This is a genomic window from Mycobacterium colombiense CECT 3035, from assembly GCF_002105755.1.
GTDB classification, from domain to species: domain Bacteria; phylum Actinomycetota; class Actinomycetes; order Mycobacteriales; family Mycobacteriaceae; genus Mycobacterium; species Mycobacterium colombiense.
The window spans coordinates 1824545-1841067 of the sequence record NZ_CP020821.1 but is presented as its reverse complement, the minus strand read 5'-3'; the positions used below and the strand labels follow the sequence as shown (position 1 = coordinate 1841067).

Genomic DNA, 16523 nt, shown 5'->3' with positions numbered 1-16523 from the left:
CCTACGAAAACACTTTAAGCCGTCGTTTGGTGTTGTCCATTCAGGGTAGCCGGAGACCGCGAGTACCAAGTTTGGCGCTCACTGTCAGGAGGGTGGCGACATGGCAACGGGTGAAACGGGTTTCGACGACGTAACGTTCGATCTTATTTCCCTTCAATATCACTCGCTCAAGGCGGGTCACGATTACGGGCAGTACGTGCGCGACGCGAAGAACGCCGGCCTCGATGACGTGGCGTCGTTCTTCAGCGAAGTGATGGCTCAGGACTCCGAGCGGGCACGGCGTTGCCACGAGTTCCTGGGTCGGCTGCAGGGCACGCTGACCGCTGGGCCCGCCACGAGATAAGAACTCTGTGGCGCCCGGCGGATTTCGCTCCGAGCTAAGTTGGCGGCACCGATCGCGACCGACGATGACGTAATCGCTGCGGCTGCGGCCGTTTACGCAGGTTGATCGCCGGACCGCCAGGTCTGATAGACCCGTCGATGACTTGCCGCAGTTGTGTCAGCAAGGTCACATACTGGCAAAGCTCGGATGCGCTCGGCGTGGCGCCCTATTAGAGTTGCGTATCTTAGTGAAAGCTTATGATTCGTTAAGTATGGAACCAGGTAGCACGGAGCAGGGGCTGTGGACACGGACCGTTTCGACGCGATCATCGTAGGTGCGGGTTTCGGCGGCATCGGCGCCGCCATTCAGCTCAAGCGCCTCGGGTTTGACAACTTCATCATCTTGGAGCGCGAGGACGACTTGGGTGGCACCTGGCATGTCAACCACTACCCGGGCATCGCCGTCGACATCCCCTCCACGACGTACTCGTACTGGTTCGAACCCAAGCCGGACTGGTCGCGACTGTTCGCGCCGGGGGCCGAGGTCAAGCAGTACGCGGCGGACGTCGCCGACAAGTACGACGTGCGCCGCCACATGCGGTTCAACACGACGGTGGAGGGCGCCCAGTGGGATGAGGAAGCCGCCGTGTGGCGGGTGGCCCTGGCCGGCGGCGAGACGCTGACGGCCCGCTTCCTGATCACGGCCACCGGTTTCCTGTCACAACCACGCATGCCGGACATCCCGGGCATCGCGAGCTTCGAAGGCAAGGTGGTCCACACCACCGAGTGGGACCACGACTACCGCTACCAAGGGCGCCGCATCGCCGTCATCGGAACCGGCGCCTCCGCGGTGCAGGTGGTCCCCGAGCTGGCCAAAGAGGCCGAAGAGCTGACCATCTACCAACGCACCGCGACCCATGTCATACCCAAGCTCGACTTCGAGTTCTCTCCGGCGATACGGCGCCTGTTTGCGCGGGTCCCGGCGGCGCAGCGCGCGCTGCGGTGGGTGACCGACATCATCCTCGAGGTCATCATGGTTGTGGGCGCGCTGCATTTCCGGGAGTCGCGGGGGCGCGGCAACATCTCCGCCTCGGACCTGGCCAAGATCAACCGATTCCGGTGGATCCGGGACAAGGAACTGCGCGCCAGGTTGACGCCGGATTACGACCTCGGATGCAAGCGGCCGACCTTCTCCAACGGCTTCTATCGCGCGTTCACCCAGCCGAACGTGCACCTGGAGACCAACTCGATCGAGCGGATCGAGGCGGACGGCATCGTCACCACCGACGGCCGCAAGGCCGTCATCGACACCTTGGTGCTGGCCACCGGATTCGATCTGTGGGAGGCCAACTTCCCGGCCATCGAGGTGGTCGGCCGCAAAGGACGCAACCTGGGTAAGTGGTGGCGAGAGACCAGATTCCAGTCTTATCAGGGCGTCACCATGCCGTACTTCCCGAACTACTTCGGCCTGGCAAGCCCATTCGCCTTCTCCGGACTGTCCTTTTTCCACACCATCGAATACCAGATGCGGCACATGGACCGGCTGCTCGGTGAGGTGAAGCGCAGGAACGCAACCACTTTCGAGGTGACCGAAGAGGCCAACGATCGGTTCATGGAGCGGATGACCAAACGGCTGGACAATTCGGTGTTCTACGCCGGCAACTGCGCGACGTCGCGTTCGTACTACTTCAGCCCGAGCGGTGAGGCGTCGCTGCTGCGGCCGACGTCAACGCTCAACTCGGTGCGAGAAGCCCGGGAGTTCCCGCTCAGCGACTACGTCATCGCCTAGACATCTCAGCGGCGCGCGGAGCCCGTCAACGGCTGGCCGTTGGCGGACTGCAGGAGGCAGATCACGGTGCTCGGGGTGGGGTTGGCGCCGGTGCGGTCCTGGTTCGAGTCGATCAGATAGGTGATCGAAAACCGGCCGCCGTCAACTCCGGTGTACGGGGCCAACCCGGCCGCGCAGTCGCGGTTGGCGACCGTGGCGATGGCGGAGTCGACGGCCATCGGAGCCCGCAGATACACCTCGGCCAAATGCGCTGTCGCGCAGTCGACGACGGTGACGTTGACGCGACTGCCGTCGGGCGGCGGCAGATCGGTCACGCATTGGCCGGTCCGCAGGTCGATCCATTTCTCGGTGTGCGCGCCGGGCGGCAGGGGCGCCGCGGTGGCCATCGCGCAGGAACACGACACGGCCACGGCGGCGACGCCGCCCACCGCGTGAAGGCTTGAACACCGCATCGCAGCCTCCTCGCTCCATCCCTTAGCGGTGGAGTTTAGGGGGTGTTGGTCAGCGCCGGGTCCGGTTTTTCCGACGACATCGACAAAAACCCGCGCAGGCACCGCGCGGCCAGCCACCAGTTCGCCGGGTTCTTCATGTCCAGCCCACCCAGGAGCTGCTTGATCATGGTCAGCGTGTCGAAGTAAATGCGTTCGCAGACAAGGGTTTCGGTGTCGTCGAAGACGAAGTATGCGGTCATGCGGACGCGGAACCGGCTGCCGGTGGGCGGGACCTTGCCCAGGTAGCCGCGGTGCGTTCCCATCAGCCAGAATTCGACGATCACCGCGTCGGCGCTGTGGCGCAGCGCGATGATCTCGTGGTCCTGGTCGGGAAATGCGGTCCGCGTGTAGGCGTAGTAGTCGCGCACCGCTGCGTCACCGTCGTGCACGAGCATCTGGGGGATCAGCTCGTAGCGCGGATGCGGGAAAGTAGACAAGACGTCGTCCCAGGCCTGGCGGACCTCGTCATGGAAGTGGTCGAGGACGAGTTTCTGGCGTGCGGCCAGCACCTCGGCGGCGGGGAACGCGGGAATGGTCACGGGGTCAGCGTAATCCGGAATCCGCCGGCGCATGCGCTATCGGATTCGAGAAGGCGATATACCGTCGGGCAGAGGCGAATTCGGTGCGCGTTACCGCGGCGGGGTCCATGCCACCGGCAGGGTCTTGATGCCGTGGATGAACTGCGACAGCAGCCGCGCGGGTTCGTCCGTCGCGACGATGTCGGGTATCTCGCGGCGCAATTCGTCGAAGACGACCCTGATCTCGCGACGAGCGAGGTTGGCGCCCAGGCAGAAATGGGCACCGCCGCCACCGAAGCCGAAATGGGGGTTGGGGGTGCGCGCCACGTCGAACACCCAGGGATTCTCGAACGTCGACTCGTCGCGATTGGCCGAGTTGTACCACAGCGTGGCCTTGTCGCCGGCCTTCATCTTGGTGCCGCTGAGCTTGAAATCCCGGGTCAGCGTGCGTCGCATGTAGACCACCGGGGAGGCCCACCGCACGATCTCCTCGACGGCGGTGGGTGTCAGCCGGTCGAAGTTCGACCACCACTTGTCCCGCTCGGCGGGGTAGCGCGACAGCGCCAGCACACCGTGGCTGATCGCGTTGCGCGTCGTCTCGTTGCCGGCCACCACCAGCAGGATGAAGAACGACGCGATCTCCGACGACGACAGCCGTTCCCCGTCGACCTCGGCTTCCACCAGGGCGGTGGTCAGGTCGTCGTGGTGGTTGGATCGCCGGTCCTCAGCCAGCGCGCTGGCGTAGGCGCCGATGTCCATCGAGACCTGAAGGAACTCGCCGAAATCCGTCGCCAGGTCCGGGTCGCCGAACCCGAGAATGACGTTGGTCCAATGGAATATGCGCTGATGGTCCTCCTCGGGAATGCCCATCATGTCGCAGATGACCTGCAACGGCAGCGGACCGGCGAGCTCGTTGACCAGCTCGGCTTCCCCGTCGGGATGATTGGCGATCAGCGCCGCGACCAGCCGGCGGGCCCGCTCGCGGACCGACGCCTCGATGCGCGCCACCACCTTCGGGGTGAACGCGCGGCTGACGATCGAGCGCAGCCGCTGGTGACGCGGATCGTCGAGCACGATCATCGAGCCGAAGTACTCGCTGATCTCCGGAGTGTTGTCGTTGATCGTGATGTTGGGGCTCGAGCTGAAGATGTCCGGATGACGGCTCGCGAAATGCACGTCGTCGTGTTTGGTCAGCGCCCAATGCCCGCCGCCCGGTTCGAAACCCTCGTACTCGACCGCGGGCCAGAACGAGATCGGTGCCTCACGGCGCAGGGTGGCGAACGCGCCGTCGCGGAAGTCGTCGTCTAACGCCCAGAAGTCCAGCGACTCGAGATGGATGTCGGCGAGCGCAATGTCGGGCGGTGGCGCCCCGTTCGTCCGCGGCGCCAGGCCTTTCTTGGGACCCGTCTTCAGGCTCACCGAGACCTCCTTCGTCGTGAAAAGGGGAGTACGGGGTCAGTGCGTGCAGACGGTCCTGGCGGGCGCGCCCGTCGTCGCCGTCGCGGCGCTCACCACGTTGCCGTCGACCAAGATCTTGCAGGAGATGGGGCCCGGTCCCTGGGCGCTGACGGCGAACACCTCGCCGCCGAAACCGGTGAACTCCGTCGACCAGGGCAGCGGTGCGTTGACCTGATGCAGCTGCCCGGTGTCGGTTTGGTAGTAGATGAACTCGGCGACGGCGGGCCCGTTGATCTCGTAGCGGACCTTCGGCATCTGGGGGAGGGCCTGCGCTACGCCGCATGCGTTCGCGAACCCGAAACCGACGGCCAACAGGACCGAAGGTCCGGCGAGGTGCTTGGTCATGAATTGCATCGTGTCACCACGAGCGACCGTAGGGAAGCTTATGGTGAAGCCCGAAGCGGGGGCCGATGAGGTGGAAAGGTGGCGTCAAGGCATGGTGGGTCACGGCGCAAAGCGTGTGGTGGTGTACGGAACCGGCTTCGTCGGCAAGATGGTGATCGCCGAGATCGTGAAGCATCCGTTGTTCGAGTTGGTCGGCGTCGGCGTCAGCAATCCCGCCAAGGTCGGTCGCGATGTCGGCGAGATCTGCGGCCTGGCCGAGCCGGTCGGCATCACCGCCACCGACGACGTCGAAGCCCTGATCGCGTTGAAACCCGACGCGCTGGTGCACTACGGCCCGACGGCGATGCACGCCAAGGAGAACATCTCGCTGATCACCCGGTTCCTGCGGGCCGGCATCGACGTGTGTTCGACCGCGATGACCCCGTGGGTCTGGCCGACCATGAGCCTCAACCCGCCGAACTGGATCCAGCCCATCACCGAGGCCTGCGAGCTGGGGGAGTCGTCCTGCTTCACCACCGGCATCGACCCCGGATTCGCCAACGACCTGTTCCCGATGACGCTGATGGGGCTGTGCTCCGAGGTGCGCCGGGTCCGCGCCTCCGAGTTGCTGGACTACACCAACTACGAGGGCGACTACGAATTCGAGATGGGCATCGGCCGCGAGCCGGAGTTCAAGCCGATGCTCGAAGACCGCGACATGCTGATCTTCGCGTGGGGCGCCACGGTCCCGATGATCGCGCACGCCGCCGGCATCATGCTCGACGAAATCACCACCACCTGGGACAAGTGGGTGACGCCCACGGAACGCAACTCCGCCAGGGGCGTCATCAAGCCGGGGCACGTGGCCGCCGTCCGGTTCACCATCAACGGCGTCTACCAGGGTGAGACCCGCATCCAGCTCGAACACGTCAACCGGATCGGGCTGGACGCCGCCCCGGACTGGCCGACCGGCCACGACAACGACGTCTACCGCGTGGACATCGAGGGAACCCCGAGCATCTTCCAGGAGACCGCATTCCGGTTCACCGACGGCTCGGGCCGGGACGCGGCCGCGGCCGGATGCCTGGCGACCGGCCTGCGGGCGCTCAACGCCGTTCCGGCCGTCAACGACCTGCGGCCGGGCTGGGTCACCCCGCTCGACCTCCCGCTGATCGCCGGCGAGGGCTGCATCCGGTGACCGGCGCACAGCGGGCGCATAGCTGTCGCCGACACGGAATACAGGTTTTGGCGGCACAATAACGGCTAGCCGGATGCGAGTCGGTGCTGCGGATGGGGATCGGGATATGGCCAATGGAGTCGGAACCGCGCTGGGCTTATCGATAGGCGCCACCAACCTGGCGGCCGTCACCGCCGACAACGCCATCACCCGCAAGCCCGTGCTGACGCAATACCCGGATCGTCCCGCCGAGATCGGCATCCCCGCGGAGAACCCGCGACTGCAGGGACCCGGCGTCGTGATCACCGGCTTCGTCAACCGGGTCGGCGACCCGCGCGGCGTCGTCGCGGTCGACGGCTCGGTGCACCGCGGCGAGCTGTTGGTCGCCGACGCGTTGCGGGCGCTCGCGTATGCCGCCACCGGTGGACGCCCCCTGCCCGACGACATCGCGGTCACCTATCCGGCCCATTGGGAGTCGGCCGCGGTGGACGCCCTCGGCGCGGCCCTGAGCGAAATCCCCGAGTGGTCCCGGCGCGCGCGCCCGATCCTGCTCATCCCCGACGCCGCGGCCACGCTGCTCGCCGTGCGGACCAGCCCGGGCATCCCGCCGCGCGGAACCGTCGCGGTCTGCGACTTCGGGGGCAGCGGCACCAACATCACCCTGATGCACGCCGACGGCGACTACCGGGCGTTGGCCCCGACGGTTCGGCACCGCGATTTCTCCGGGGACCTGGTGGACCAGGCGCTGCTGGGCGCCGTCATCGCCAACATGCCGACCACCGGTGCGTTCCCGACCGGGGACGCGGCGATCGGCTCGTTGAGCCGGCTGCGCAGCGCATGCCGGATCGCCAAGGAGCAGCTGTCCTCGGCGACGATGGCCACGCTGACCGACGGGCTGACCGGGACGCGCGGTGAAGTCCGGCTCACCCGCCACGAACTCGACGACGCGATCCGCCCCGCACTGGACAGCGCGATCTCGGCACTGGACGACGCCTTGGCGCGCAACGGAATCCGTGATCTCGTCGCGGTGGTCTCGACGGGCGGCGGGGCGAACCTGCCGGCGGTCACCACCGCGCTGTCGCGGCACTTTCGGGTTCCCGTCGCCACGACGCCGCGCCCACAACTCACGGCCGCGGTAGGCGCCGCGCTGCGGGCCGCGCACGGTCCCGGCGATGCCGGCGCGACGCTCTCGGCGCCCGCGGCGCCGGCCACGCCGGCGACCCTCTCGGCGCCCGCGGCCCCGCGACGGCCCGGGCCTGGTCGGCCACCGGGCACAACCCGCGGGCCACCGGCGCGGGGTACACCGGGCCGGACCCCGACGCGGCGACCGGAGCGGCCGCCGCCGCACCCGAGCCTGCCGAAGGCGCGCCCGAAACCGTCAAGCGCAAGCCGCTGGTGTCGCGCCTGCATCTGCTGCCGGCGGCGGCGATCGTCATCGCCGTCGCGGCGGTGCTGCTGGTGGGAACCGCCGTGGCGATCGGGCTGAGCTCGCAGCACAAGTCGGCGACCACGCCGGCGCCGGCCTTGAGTACCACACCGGCGGCCCCGCCGGCCGCGCCGCACAGCGCGACGGCCGAGCCGGCGCCGCCGCCACCGGACGTTCCGGTGCCGTCAACCTCCGACACCACCCCGCCCGCCGCGACCGAGACGCCGATGACCACCACGCCCCGCGCGACTCCTCAGGCGGCCCCACCGGCCCCGGCCCGTCAGGCCGCGCCGCGCAAAGTCGCGGCCCCGCCCGTTCCGGGCGTCGACGGACCCATCCCCGGGCTCGACCGCGTCAACCAGATCATTCAGGAGATCGAGGGCAACCTGGGCATCAGCGCGTTGGGGCCGATTCCTTCCCGCTAAATTCTGTTACTTCGGCTGCGGCTCAACTCTTTTCGCCCTTGCTGCCCTTTTCGCCCTTGTTCTCGGCCTTGGCGGCCTCTCGGAGGACGTCGTTGAGGGCCTTGTCCTTCTCGATCTGGTCCTGCAGCGCTCGTTCGTCGCGCTGGTCGTCGTCCGACTTCTGTTGGGTATCGGTGCCCTCGGGCGTTTCGTTCCTGGGATTGCCGTCCTCGTCCAGCCAGTCGTTGACCGCGGTGCCGGACACGCTGCCGCCGGTGCCGGGCAGCACGATCGTCGGCTTGTCCTCGTAGGCCTCCATCATCTTGGCGGCCTCTTTTTTGTCGTCCTCGTCCGGCTCCGGCTTCTCGGTTAGCTGTTGACCATCCTCTTGATCAGCCCCTTTATCGTCCTGCACGCTCATGCGTCTACCCCCTTGCAGTCGCAGGTTGACGATTGCAAGGGGTTACCCGCTGCGCGGATGCGCCGAAACTCTCATCAGCGCAGTGCGTCGCGCTTGACCAGCACGACCACGGCCTGCGGGATCCGCATCGGCTCGGGCGCGCTGGACAGCCGCGCGGCCACCGCGGCCGCCAGCCGCTCGACGAATTGCGCCGCCCGCTCGTCACCGAATCCACCGTCGAGCGCGGACACCAGCGATCCGAACAGCGCGAACCGGGCGAACGCCGCCCACTGTGCGCCGAAAGCCTCTGCGTCGTGGTCCAACTGGTAGCGAGCCCAGAACCGGTCCTCGGCGTTGAACATCTCGAGGTGCTCGATCATCAGGCCTTCGAACCGTCCCTTCGGCGCGAACGGGGCGCGAAAATCCTTCTCGGCGCGGGCGAAGGTGGGAATAGCCATGCGCCGCAACTCATCCGGGTGCAGCAGGCCGTCGTGCGCCAGATCGTCCAGCGCCTCCACGATGGCGTCGAGCAGCGGGGCGAAGCCCGCCGTGCCGTCCTCGTCGGCGGCGAGCGTCAGCGCCACCAGCCGGCCCTCGGGGGCCAACTCCCGGCCGCGGAAGGCGACGAAGTTGTGCCAGTCCAGCGCGGCCTGGTCGGCATAGGCGGAGTGCACGGCCTCGTCCTTGCTGCGCGACACGTGCACGTGATCGTGTACCTCGCACGGTGTTCGGCTCAGCCACTGCGTCGCCCACGACGTCCAACCCAGGTTGACCGTCTTGGACGGCACGATCTGGTCGTAAAACGAACGCCCGACCGCCGAGGTGAACGCCGCCGTGTCGGAGTGCAGGTAGCTTTCCGGGTCGTCGTGCACCGTCTCGAAGAGCGCGGCGAAGTCGTTACCGGGAACATCGGTGTGCGCCACCAGGATTGCGTGATCGTGGCGGGTGCGGCGACGCAGCACCGCGATGGCGGCCGAGAGCGGCCTGAGCGAATTGTGGCCGTTGGCCGCGCCGTAGTCGGCGATGACGATTGGCTGCGGAGCCCTGGGCAGGGTCACCTGCTCGGCGGCCCGCTCGAACGCCGCGATCGCCTGCGCCAACCCGGCGGCCCGCAGCCGCGACGCCTCGGTGTAGTCGGGCTCGGGCCGCACCACAATGCTCGATTCGGGCATCCGGGGTTCAGGCGGCATGGGTCAACGATAGAGGCCGAGCCGGTTGACAGTTCGGCGTGGACGGGAGATCAGTGGCCGCGGGCCACCCATTCCTCGTAGTGCACGATTTCGTCGCCGATCGTGGTGCTGTCGCCGTGGCCGGTATGCACGACGGTGTCGCCGGGCAGCTTGCCGAGCCGCCCGGAAATCGACTCCAGGATCGTCGGGAAATCGGAGTAGGACCGACCCGTCGCACCCGGCCCGCCGGCGAACAGGGTGTCGCCGCTGAACACCACGCCGAGGTCGTGCACGTACCAGCACACCGACCCCGGGGAGTGGCCCGGAGTGTGCAGCGCTTTGAGCTCGGTGCCGGCGATCTTCAACGTCTCGCCGTCGGATATCGTGCGAAAGTCTTTGTCCGGATGCGTCATTCGCCATAGGACCTCGTCGCCCGGATGCAGCAGCACGGGGGCGTCGAGGGTCTTGCCGAGTTCGGGCGCCACCGTGACGTGGTCGTTGTGGCCGTGCGTGCACACCACCGCCACCACGTGACGGCCTCCGACCGCCTCGACGATGGGTGCGGCGTCGTGGGCGGCGTCGAACACCACGACGTTCGAGTTGTCACCGATCAGCCAGATGTTGTTGTCGACTTCCCAACTGCCGCCGTCGAGTTCGAACGTACCGTGGGTGACCACCCGATCGATGTCCACCATTTAGAGCACCACGACCGAACGCAAGACCTTGCCACCGTGCATCTTCTCGAACGCCTCCTCGATGCCGTCTAGCCCGATTCGCTCGGATACAAACTTCTCCAGCGGCAGCCGGCCCTGCAGGTACAGGTCGATCAGCGTGGGGAAGTCGCGTTCGGGCAGGCAGTCGCCGTACCACGACGACTTCAGCGAGCCGCCGTGGCTGAAGAAGTCCACCAGCGGCAGGTCCAGGCGCATGTCGGGGGTCGGAACACCAACGAGCACAACGGTTCCGGCGAGGTCGCGGGCGTAGAAGGCCTGCTTATAGGTTTCCGGCCGGCCCACCGCGTCGATCACCACGTTGGCGCCGAAGCCGTCGGTGAGGTCCTGAATGGTTTTGACCACGTCGAGGTCGCGGGCGTTGACGGTGTGGGTGGCGCCGAACTTGCGGGCCCAGTCCAGTTTGGTGTTGTCGGTGTCCACGGCGATGATCCGCCGGGCCCCGACCAGGGCGGCACCGGCGATCGCGGCATCACCCACGCCGCCGCAACCGATGACCGCGACGGTGTCGTCGCGGGTGATGGCGCCGGTGTTGATCGCCGCGCCCAGCCCGGCCATCACCCCGCAGCCCAGCAGGCCCGCGACCGCGGGGTCTGCTTCGGGACTGACCTTGGTGCACTGGCCGGCGGCCACCAGCGTCTTGTCGGCGAACGCGCCGATGCCCAGCGCGGGGGTGAGCTCGGTGCCGTCGGTCAGCGTCATCTTCTGGGTGGCGTTGAAGGTGTCGAAGCACAGGTGCGGGCGGCCGCGCTTGCAGGCCCGGCACTGCCCGCACACCGCGCGCCAGTTCAGGATGACGAAGTCGCCGGGCGCCACGGAGGTGACGTCCGGGCCGACGGCCTCGACCCGCCCGGCGGCCTCGTGGCCGAGCAGGAAGGGATATTCGTCGTTGATGCCGCCCTCGCGGTAGGTCAAGTCGGTGTGGCACACCCCGCAGGCGATGACGTCGACCAGAGCCTCTCCGGGCCCGGGATCCGGGACGACGATGTCCACCAATTCAACGGGTTCGCCCTTCTTGCGTGAAATCACGCCGCGCACTGTCTGACTCATGGGCTCCAACCTACTGACCGCCGCCATACATCTCGCGGCGGGTTGTCCACCCATCCGCCGTTGGCAACCGGATAGCCATCGACCGGGTGTAGCGTCCCTGGGCGTGACGGCTTTGGAGACCACCGAAGAATTCACCGAACGAATCACCGCGGCCATCGACGGCGCCAGCCTGACGCTGTTGCTCAGCATCGGGCATCAGACCGGGCTGCTGGACACGATGGCCGGACACGCACCGGCGACCAGCGAGCAGATCGCCACGTCGGCCGGGCTCAACGAACGCTACGTCCGGGAGTGGCTGGCCGGCATGACAACCGGACGCGTCGTCGACTACGACCCGGACACCGCGACCTACTCGTTGCCCCCGCAGCGCGCCAAGGTGCTCACGCGCGAGGCCGGACCGGACAACCTGGCCCTGGTGACCCTGCTCGTTCCGGTGCTCGCCGAGGTCGAACAAAAGATCATCGGGTGCTTCCGCGCCGGGGGCGGGTTGCCGTACAGCGAGTTTCCCCGGTTCCACGCGTTGATGGCCGAGCAGAGCGGCGCCGTGTACGACACCGCGTTGGTCGACGTGGTGCTGCCGTTGGTGGACGGCCTCGTGCAGCGGCTGCGGTCCGGGGCCGACGTGGCGGATTTCGGCTGCGGCAGCGGACACGCCATCAACGTGATGGCACAAGCGTTTCCGGCCAGCAGGTTCACCGGCATCGACTTTTCCGAGCAGGCCATCGCGACCGGGATCGCGGAAGCCGCCGAGCGGGGCCTGTCCAACGCGGCCTTCGAAAGCCACAATCTCGCTGATTTGGACAAGGCGGACACCTACGACGTCATCACCGTCTTCGACGCCATCCACGATCAGGCGCAGCCGGCGCGGGTGCTGCAGAACATCTACCGCGCGCTGCGGCCCGGCGGGGTGCTGCTGATGGCCGACATCAAGGCGTCGAGCCGGCTCGAGGACAACGTCGGCGTCCCGATGAGCACCTACCTGTACACGACGTCGCTGATGCACTGCATGACGGTGTCGCTGGCGCTGGACGGCGCCGGACTGGGCACCGCGTGGGGGACGCAACTGGCCGTCTCGATGCTGGGCGATGCCGGGTTCGGCGACGTGAGCGTGGCCGAGATCGAGTCGGACCCGATCAACAACTACTACATCGCCCGGAAGTGATGGCGGCCCTCGACGCCCTGAACGATTGGCCGGTCGGGGCCGCCGCCGCGGCGGTGGTGGGGCCGGGTGGCGTGCTGGCCAGCCACGGCGACACCGAGCGGGTGTTCGAGCTGGCCTCCGTGACCAAGCCGCTGGCGGCCCGGGCGGTGCAGGTCGCCATCGAGGAAGGCGCGGTCGAGCTCGACATGCCGGCCGGCCCGCCCGGCGCGACGGTCCGCCACCTGCTTGCCCACACCTCGGGCCTGTCGATGCATGACGACCGGGTGCTGGCCGCGCCCGGCGTCCGCCGGATCTACTCCAACCAGGGCTTCACCGTGCTGGGCCAGAAGGTGGAGAAGGACACCGGCATCGAGTTTGCCCGCTACCTGACCGAGGCGGTGTTCGAGCCGCTGGGCATGTCGGCGACCCGGCTGCACGGCGGCGCGGTGGCCGCCGGATTCGGGGCGAGCTCCACGGTGGCCGACCTGGCGGCGTTCGCCGGCGACCTGCTGCGCCCGGCGACGGTCTCACCCGGCCTGCACGCCGAGGCGACGACGGTGCAGTTTCCCGGTCTGGACGGCGTTCTGCCCGGCTACGGGGTGCAGCGGCCCAACGATTGGGGGCTGGGTTTCGAGCTCCGGGACACCAAATCGCCGCACTGGACGGGCGCGCGGAATTCGGCGCGAACGTACGGCCATTTTGGCCAAGCAGGGGGTTTCATCTGGGCGGATCCCGACAAAGACCTGGCGCTGGTGGTGCTCACGGACCGGGATTTCGGGGACTGGGCGCTGCGGCCGTGGCCGGCGCTTTCGGACGCCGTGATCGCCGATTACAGCTAGTGGGAAATGCACACTAGCGCAACAGGGGTATCACAAGGCACAATAGACACGCACGACACACAAAAAATCGAAGATTTCAAGCACGCTGCCCTGTTTGTCGGGTCCGCAGGTCGTTGGGGAAGACGTCCCTGGTGGAACCGAAGGAGCAGGAAATGCGAGCGTCGAATCAATTCGCCGACGTGACGACCGGCGTGGTGTACGTGCACGCGTCGCCCGCGGCGGTTTGCCCGCATGTCGAGTGGGCGTTGTCGTCGTCCCTGGGTGCCAAGGCGAACCTGAACTGGACGCCCCAGCCGGCGATGCCCGGACAGCTGCGCGCGGTCACCAACTGGGTCGGCCCGGTGGGCACCGGGGCCAAACTGGCCAACGCGTTGCGGTCCTGGTCCGTGCTGAGGTTCGAGGTCACCGAGGATCCCAGCCCCGGCGTCGACGGCCACCGATTCAGCCACACCCCGCAGCTCGGCCTGTGGAGCGGGGCGATGAGCGCCAACGGCGACGTCATGGTCGGGGAGATGCGGCTGCGGGCGATGATGGCCCAGGGCGCCGACACCCTGGCCGCCGAATTGGACTCGGTGCTGGGCACGGCCTGGGACGAGGCGCTCGAGGCCTACCGCGACGGCGGCGACGTCGGCGAGGTGACCTGGTTGAGCCGGGGCGTCGGTTAGTCGATCTGCGGCTCGCCATGTGCCGCCCCTCGCCGCAGCGATCAGCGACCCTCAGCGCGTCGATGGTCCCCGCAGTGCGGGCCTACCGGTTGGCCGGGCGCAGAATCCGCAGAGCGCCCGCCACCGCCGAGATCTCGGCCGGTAGCGCGCAGGCGAAGTCGCCGTCGGCGTAGACGTTGATGCCTGGGCACTCGACGTGGATGGATTGGGCCCGCGCCGTGCTGACCTCGTCGAGGTTGATGTGGGTGCCCTTCATGACGGTGGGAAACAGGCGCACCAGCTTGGTGCGCGATGCCTCGTGCACCATGGTGATGTCGAGCAGGCCGTCGGTGTGGTCGGCGCCGGGGCAGATCTGCAGCCCGCCGCCGTAGCTGCGGGTGTTGCCGAAGGCGGCCAGCGTGATATCCGCGTCGAGCTCTTTGCCGCCGTCGAGCACCATGCGAAAGGGCAAGAGCCGCAGCTGTGACAGCTCGGCGAGCATCGCGACGTAATAGCGCAGCCGGCCGTGCGGCCAGCTCATCCGGTTGGCGCGATCGGTGACCAGCGAATCGAAGCCGGTGGCGGCCACGGTGCCGAACCACTTCTCGGCTCCGCCGCTGTCCCGAATCAGGCCCAGGTCAATGGATTCCGTGCAACCATCGGCGACGATGTCCGCGGCGGCCTCGGCGTCCTTGGTGGGGATGCCGAATTCGCGGGCATGGTCGTTGCCGGTGCCGGCCGGAATGATGCCCAGCGGAACGTCGGTGCCCGCCAACACCTGCAGGGCATTGGAGACGACGCCGTCGCCCCCGGTCACCATGACCGCGTCGGTGCCCTTCTGCAGGGCCGCGCCCACCAGGTGGCGGGCGTCTTGCGCGTCGTCGCCGATGATTTCGACGACCTCTACGCCGCGGCGGTGCAACCGGGCGATCGCGAGCTGGGCGGCGTGCACCGCCGCGCCGTGGCCCGACACCGGGTTGGTCAGCGCGATCACCTTGCCGATCTCTCGGCGGCGCAGCTCGGCCGTCACGGAATCAGCTTGCCGGGATTGAGGATTCCGGCCGGATCCAGCGTCGCCTTGACCGCCCGCAGCACCTGCACTCCCAGCTCGCCGATCTCGTCGCGCATCCACGGCCGGTGGTCGGCCCCGACCGCATGGTGGTGGGTGATGGTCCCACCGGTGGCCATGATGGCATCCGACGCGGCCTTTTTGGCGGCTTTCCATTGGTCGATCGGGTTGCCGCGCTGCCCGGCGACGACGGTGAAGTACAACGAGGCGCCGGTGGGGTAGACGTGGGAGATGTGGCACATCACCAGAGCGGGCGTGCCCGTCGCGGCGAGCGCCTCGGTAAGCGCTTGGGTGACAGCGGATTTCAGCGCGGGAACATTCGACCAGTCGGTGGCGGTCTCCAGCGTTTCACACAGCGCGCCCGCCGCGAGCAGCGAATCGCGCAGGTACGGCGCGCCGAACCGGCCGCGCTCCCAGGCCTGCGCCGGACCGTCGCCCAGCGAGGTCCCGCCCCGGGCCGCCAGCAGCGCGCTGGTCTCGGCGTGCCGGCTTTCGACGTGCTCGGCGGTGCCCTCGAACACGGTGACGGCCAGGCATCCACCGGTGATCTGCGATTCGCCGATCGCCTCGGTGGTGGCCAGGTTGACGCCGGTTTCGGCCTCGTCGGAGAGCCGAATGACGGTGGGGCCGGTGCCATTCTGGGTGACCGCGCGCAGGGCCGCGGCCCCGGTCGCGAAGTCCGGGAACGACCACGCCTCGTAGCGGACGGCTGCCGGCGCGCGGTGCACGCGCAGCCGCACCCGGGTGATCACGCCCAGGGTGCCCTCCGAGCCGATCAGCAGCTGGCGCAGGTCGGGGCCGGCTGCGGATTCCGGCGCGCGGCCCAGATCCAGGGTGCCCACCGGAGTGACCACGCGCAGGCCCCGCACCATGTCGTTGAACCGGCCGTAGCCCGCCGAGTCCTGACCGGACGAGCGGGTCGCGGCGAAGCCACCGATGGTGGCGTACTCGAAGCTCTGCGGGAAATGGCCGAGCGAAAAGCCTTGTGCGCCAAGGAGGCGTTCGGCCTCCGGCCCGGTGACCCCGGCCCCGAACACCGCCTGCCCGGACACGTCGTCCAGCGAGATCAGCTCATCGAAGCGGCGCAGATCGAGCGAGACGACGGCGGAGAACTCCCCGCGGTCGGGGTCGAGCCCACCGACCACGCTGGTGCCCCCGCCGAACGGCACCACGGCGATGCGATGCTGCGAGCAGTGGCGCAGGATCGCGGCGACGGCGTCGTCATCCCCGGGAAGCAACACGGCGTCGGGCGCATTCTGCGGGCCGCGGTCCATGCGACGCAGCAGGTCGATGGTCGACTTGCCGCCCGCGTGCAGCAGCCGGTCGGGGTCCGCCGTGCGGCAGTATTCGGCGCCGACGATGGCGGCCAGCGCGTCCCGGTCGGACTGCGACAACGCCGACGGACGCAATTGCACCTCGTCGGATCGCAGTTCGGCCGCGCGGGACCCCTCGACCCCCACGGCCTGCTGCAGCAATGAGCGGATCCCCTCCGAGAGCGGCTTGGCCGCGGCGGGGTCACCCCACGCGTTCCATTTCATCGGTGGCAGCAGCCCCTGGGGATCGGTCATGCGT

Annotated in this window: 16 protein-coding genes and 1 pseudogene; 7 read left to right on the top strand and 10 right to left on the bottom strand. The window is 68.2% G+C overall.

Going from position 1 to position 16523, the window contains the following annotated elements; genetic code table 11:
- The first annotated feature begins 100 nt into the window (after positions 1-100).
- Positions 101-343: a hypothetical protein gene (locus B9D87_RS08480; protein WP_007770574.1), complete on the top strand. Its 243-nt coding sequence runs from the start codon at positions 101-103 to the stop codon at positions 341-343.
- Positions 344-622: 279 nt separating this feature from the next.
- A complete protein-coding gene (locus tag B9D87_RS08475) occupies positions 623-2110 on the top strand; it encodes a flavin-containing monooxygenase (RefSeq protein WP_007770576.1) in 1488 nt (495 codons plus the stop codon).
- A gap of 5 nt (positions 2111-2115) precedes the next feature.
- On the opposite strand, the gene B9D87_RS08470 is transcribed toward B9D87_RS08475, so the two are convergent.
- From B9D87_RS08470 to B9D87_RS08455, 4 genes are all read right to left on the bottom strand, one after another.
- Positions 2116-2562, bottom strand: a complete 447-nt coding sequence (locus B9D87_RS08470; protein ID WP_007770577.1) for a hypothetical protein — start codon at positions 2560-2562, stop codon at positions 2116-2118.
- Positions 2563-2597: 35 nt separating this feature from the next.
- On the bottom strand, positions 2598-3140 hold the full coding sequence (locus tag B9D87_RS08465) for an ester cyclase (RefSeq protein ID WP_007770578.1): 543 nt from the start codon (positions 3138-3140) through the stop codon (positions 2598-2600).
- 90 nt (positions 3141-3230) lie between these two features.
- Positions 3231-4538 carry a cytochrome P450 gene (locus B9D87_RS08460; RefSeq protein ID WP_007770579.1) on the bottom strand — a complete coding sequence of 436 codons (1308 nt, stop codon included), beginning with the start codon at positions 4536-4538 and terminating at the stop codon, positions 3231-3233.
- 36 nt (positions 4539-4574) lie between these two features.
- A complete protein-coding gene (locus B9D87_RS08455) occupies positions 4575-4922 on the bottom strand; it encodes an MmpS family transport accessory protein (protein WP_174320889.1) in 348 nt (115 codons plus the stop codon).
- Positions 4923-5013: 91 nt separating this feature from the next.
- Here B9D87_RS08455 and B9D87_RS08450 point away from each other — a divergent pair, with 91 nt between their 5' ends.
- Both B9D87_RS08450 and B9D87_RS08445 read left to right on the top strand, forming a co-directional pair.
- On the top strand, positions 5014-6099 hold the full coding sequence (locus B9D87_RS08450; RefSeq protein WP_007770581.1) for an NAD(P)H-dependent amine dehydrogenase family protein: 1086 nt from the start codon (positions 5014-5016) through the stop codon (positions 6097-6099).
- A gap of 106 nt (positions 6100-6205) precedes the next feature.
- A pseudogene (locus B9D87_RS08445) lies at positions 6206-7929 on the top strand (Hsp70 family protein).
- A 22-nt stretch (positions 7930-7951) separates the two neighbouring features.
- Here B9D87_RS08445 and B9D87_RS08440 read toward each other — a convergent pair.
- From B9D87_RS08440 to B9D87_RS08425, 4 genes are all read right to left on the bottom strand, one after another.
- Positions 7952-8329, bottom strand: a complete 378-nt coding sequence (locus B9D87_RS08440; RefSeq protein ID WP_007770583.1) for a hypothetical protein — start codon at positions 8327-8329, stop codon at positions 7952-7954.
- Positions 8330-8403: 74 nt separating this feature from the next.
- A complete protein-coding gene (locus tag B9D87_RS08435) occupies positions 8404-9498 on the bottom strand; it encodes a class I SAM-dependent methyltransferase (RefSeq protein ID WP_040629766.1) in 1095 nt (364 codons plus the stop codon).
- 50 nt (positions 9499-9548) lie between these two features.
- Complete coding sequence (locus tag B9D87_RS08430) at positions 9549-10172, bottom strand: MBL fold metallo-hydrolase (RefSeq protein ID WP_007770586.1); 624 nt, start codon at positions 10170-10172, stop codon at positions 9549-9551.
- Positions 10173-11258 carry an S-(hydroxymethyl)mycothiol dehydrogenase gene (locus B9D87_RS08425; protein ID WP_007770588.1) on the bottom strand — a complete coding sequence of 362 codons (1086 nt, stop codon included), beginning with the start codon at positions 11256-11258 and terminating at the stop codon, positions 10173-10175. It lies immediately after the preceding gene.
- A gap of 103 nt (positions 11259-11361) precedes the next feature.
- Here B9D87_RS08425 and B9D87_RS08420 point away from each other — a divergent pair, with 103 nt between their 5' ends.
- The 3 genes from B9D87_RS08420 (at position 11362) to B9D87_RS08410 (ending at position 13903) form a co-directional block, all read left to right on the top strand.
- Positions 11362-12420 carry a class I SAM-dependent methyltransferase gene (locus B9D87_RS08420; RefSeq protein ID WP_007770590.1) on the top strand — a complete coding sequence of 353 codons (1059 nt, stop codon included), beginning with the start codon at positions 11362-11364 and terminating at the stop codon, positions 12418-12420.
- Positions 12420-13238, top strand: a complete 819-nt coding sequence (locus B9D87_RS08415; protein WP_007770592.1) for a serine hydrolase domain-containing protein — start codon at positions 12420-12422, stop codon at positions 13236-13238. The genes B9D87_RS08420 and B9D87_RS08415 overlap by 1 nt, the downstream gene beginning before the upstream one ends.
- A 152-nt stretch (positions 13239-13390) precedes the next feature.
- Positions 13391-13903: a DUF3145 domain-containing protein gene (locus B9D87_RS08410; protein ID WP_007770594.1), complete on the top strand. Its 513-nt coding sequence runs from the start codon at positions 13391-13393 to the stop codon at positions 13901-13903.
- An 82-nt stretch (positions 13904-13985) separates the two neighbouring features.
- On the opposite strand, the gene B9D87_RS08405 is transcribed toward B9D87_RS08410, so the two are convergent.
- Together B9D87_RS08405 and B9D87_RS08400 are read right to left on the bottom strand one after the other, a co-directional pair.
- Positions 13986-14912: a diacylglycerol kinase gene (locus B9D87_RS08405; protein ID WP_007770596.1), complete on the bottom strand. Its 927-nt coding sequence runs from the start codon at positions 14910-14912 to the stop codon at positions 13986-13988.
- Entirely contained in the window at positions 14909-16489 is a 1581-nt protein-coding gene (locus tag B9D87_RS08400; RefSeq protein ID WP_007770598.1) for an FAD-binding oxidoreductase, read from the bottom strand. Before B9D87_RS08400 ends, B9D87_RS08405 begins: the two co-directional genes overlap by 4 nt.
- Positions 16490-16523 lie beyond the last annotated feature (34 nt).

What these genes read in the sequence shown, in the direction of transcription:
- B9D87_RS08480 (WP_007770574.1), top strand. Translation starts at nt 101, where the DNA reads ATGGCAACGGGTGAAACGGGTTTCGACGACGTAACGTTCGATCTTATT.
- B9D87_RS08470 (WP_007770577.1), bottom strand. Translation starts at nt 2,562, where the DNA reads ATGCGGTGTTCAAGCCTTCACGCGGTGGGCGGCGTCGCCGCCGTGGCC.
- B9D87_RS08455 (WP_174320889.1), bottom strand. Translation starts at nt 4,922, where the DNA reads ATGACCAAGCACCTCGCCGGACCTTCGGTCCTGTTGGCCGTCGGTTTC.
- B9D87_RS08450 (WP_007770581.1), top strand. Translation starts at nt 5,014, where the DNA reads ATGGTGGGTCACGGCGCAAAGCGTGTGGTGGTGTACGGAACCGGCTTC.
- B9D87_RS08440 (WP_007770583.1), bottom strand. Translation starts at nt 8,329, where the DNA reads ATGAGCGTGCAGGACGATAAAGGGGCTGATCAAGAGGATGGTCAACAG.
- B9D87_RS08435 (WP_040629766.1), bottom strand. Translation starts at nt 9,498, where the DNA reads ATGCCGCCTGAACCCCGGATGCCCGAATCGAGCATTGTGGTGCGGCCC.
- B9D87_RS08430 (WP_007770586.1), bottom strand. Translation starts at nt 10,172, where the DNA reads ATGGTGGACATCGATCGGGTGGTCACCCACGGTACGTTCGAACTCGAC.
- B9D87_RS08425 (WP_007770588.1), bottom strand. Translation starts at nt 11,258, where the DNA reads ATGAGTCAGACAGTGCGCGGCGTGATTTCACGCAAGAAGGGCGAACCC.
- B9D87_RS08415 (WP_007770592.1), top strand. Translation starts at nt 12,420, where the DNA reads ATGGCGGCCCTCGACGCCCTGAACGATTGGCCGGTCGGGGCCGCCGCC.
- B9D87_RS08410 (WP_007770594.1), top strand. Translation starts at nt 13,391, where the DNA reads ATGCGAGCGTCGAATCAATTCGCCGACGTGACGACCGGCGTGGTGTAC.
- B9D87_RS08400 (WP_007770598.1), bottom strand. Translation starts at nt 16,489, where the DNA reads ATGAAATGGAACGCGTGGGGTGACCCCGCCGCGGCCAAGCCGCTCTCG.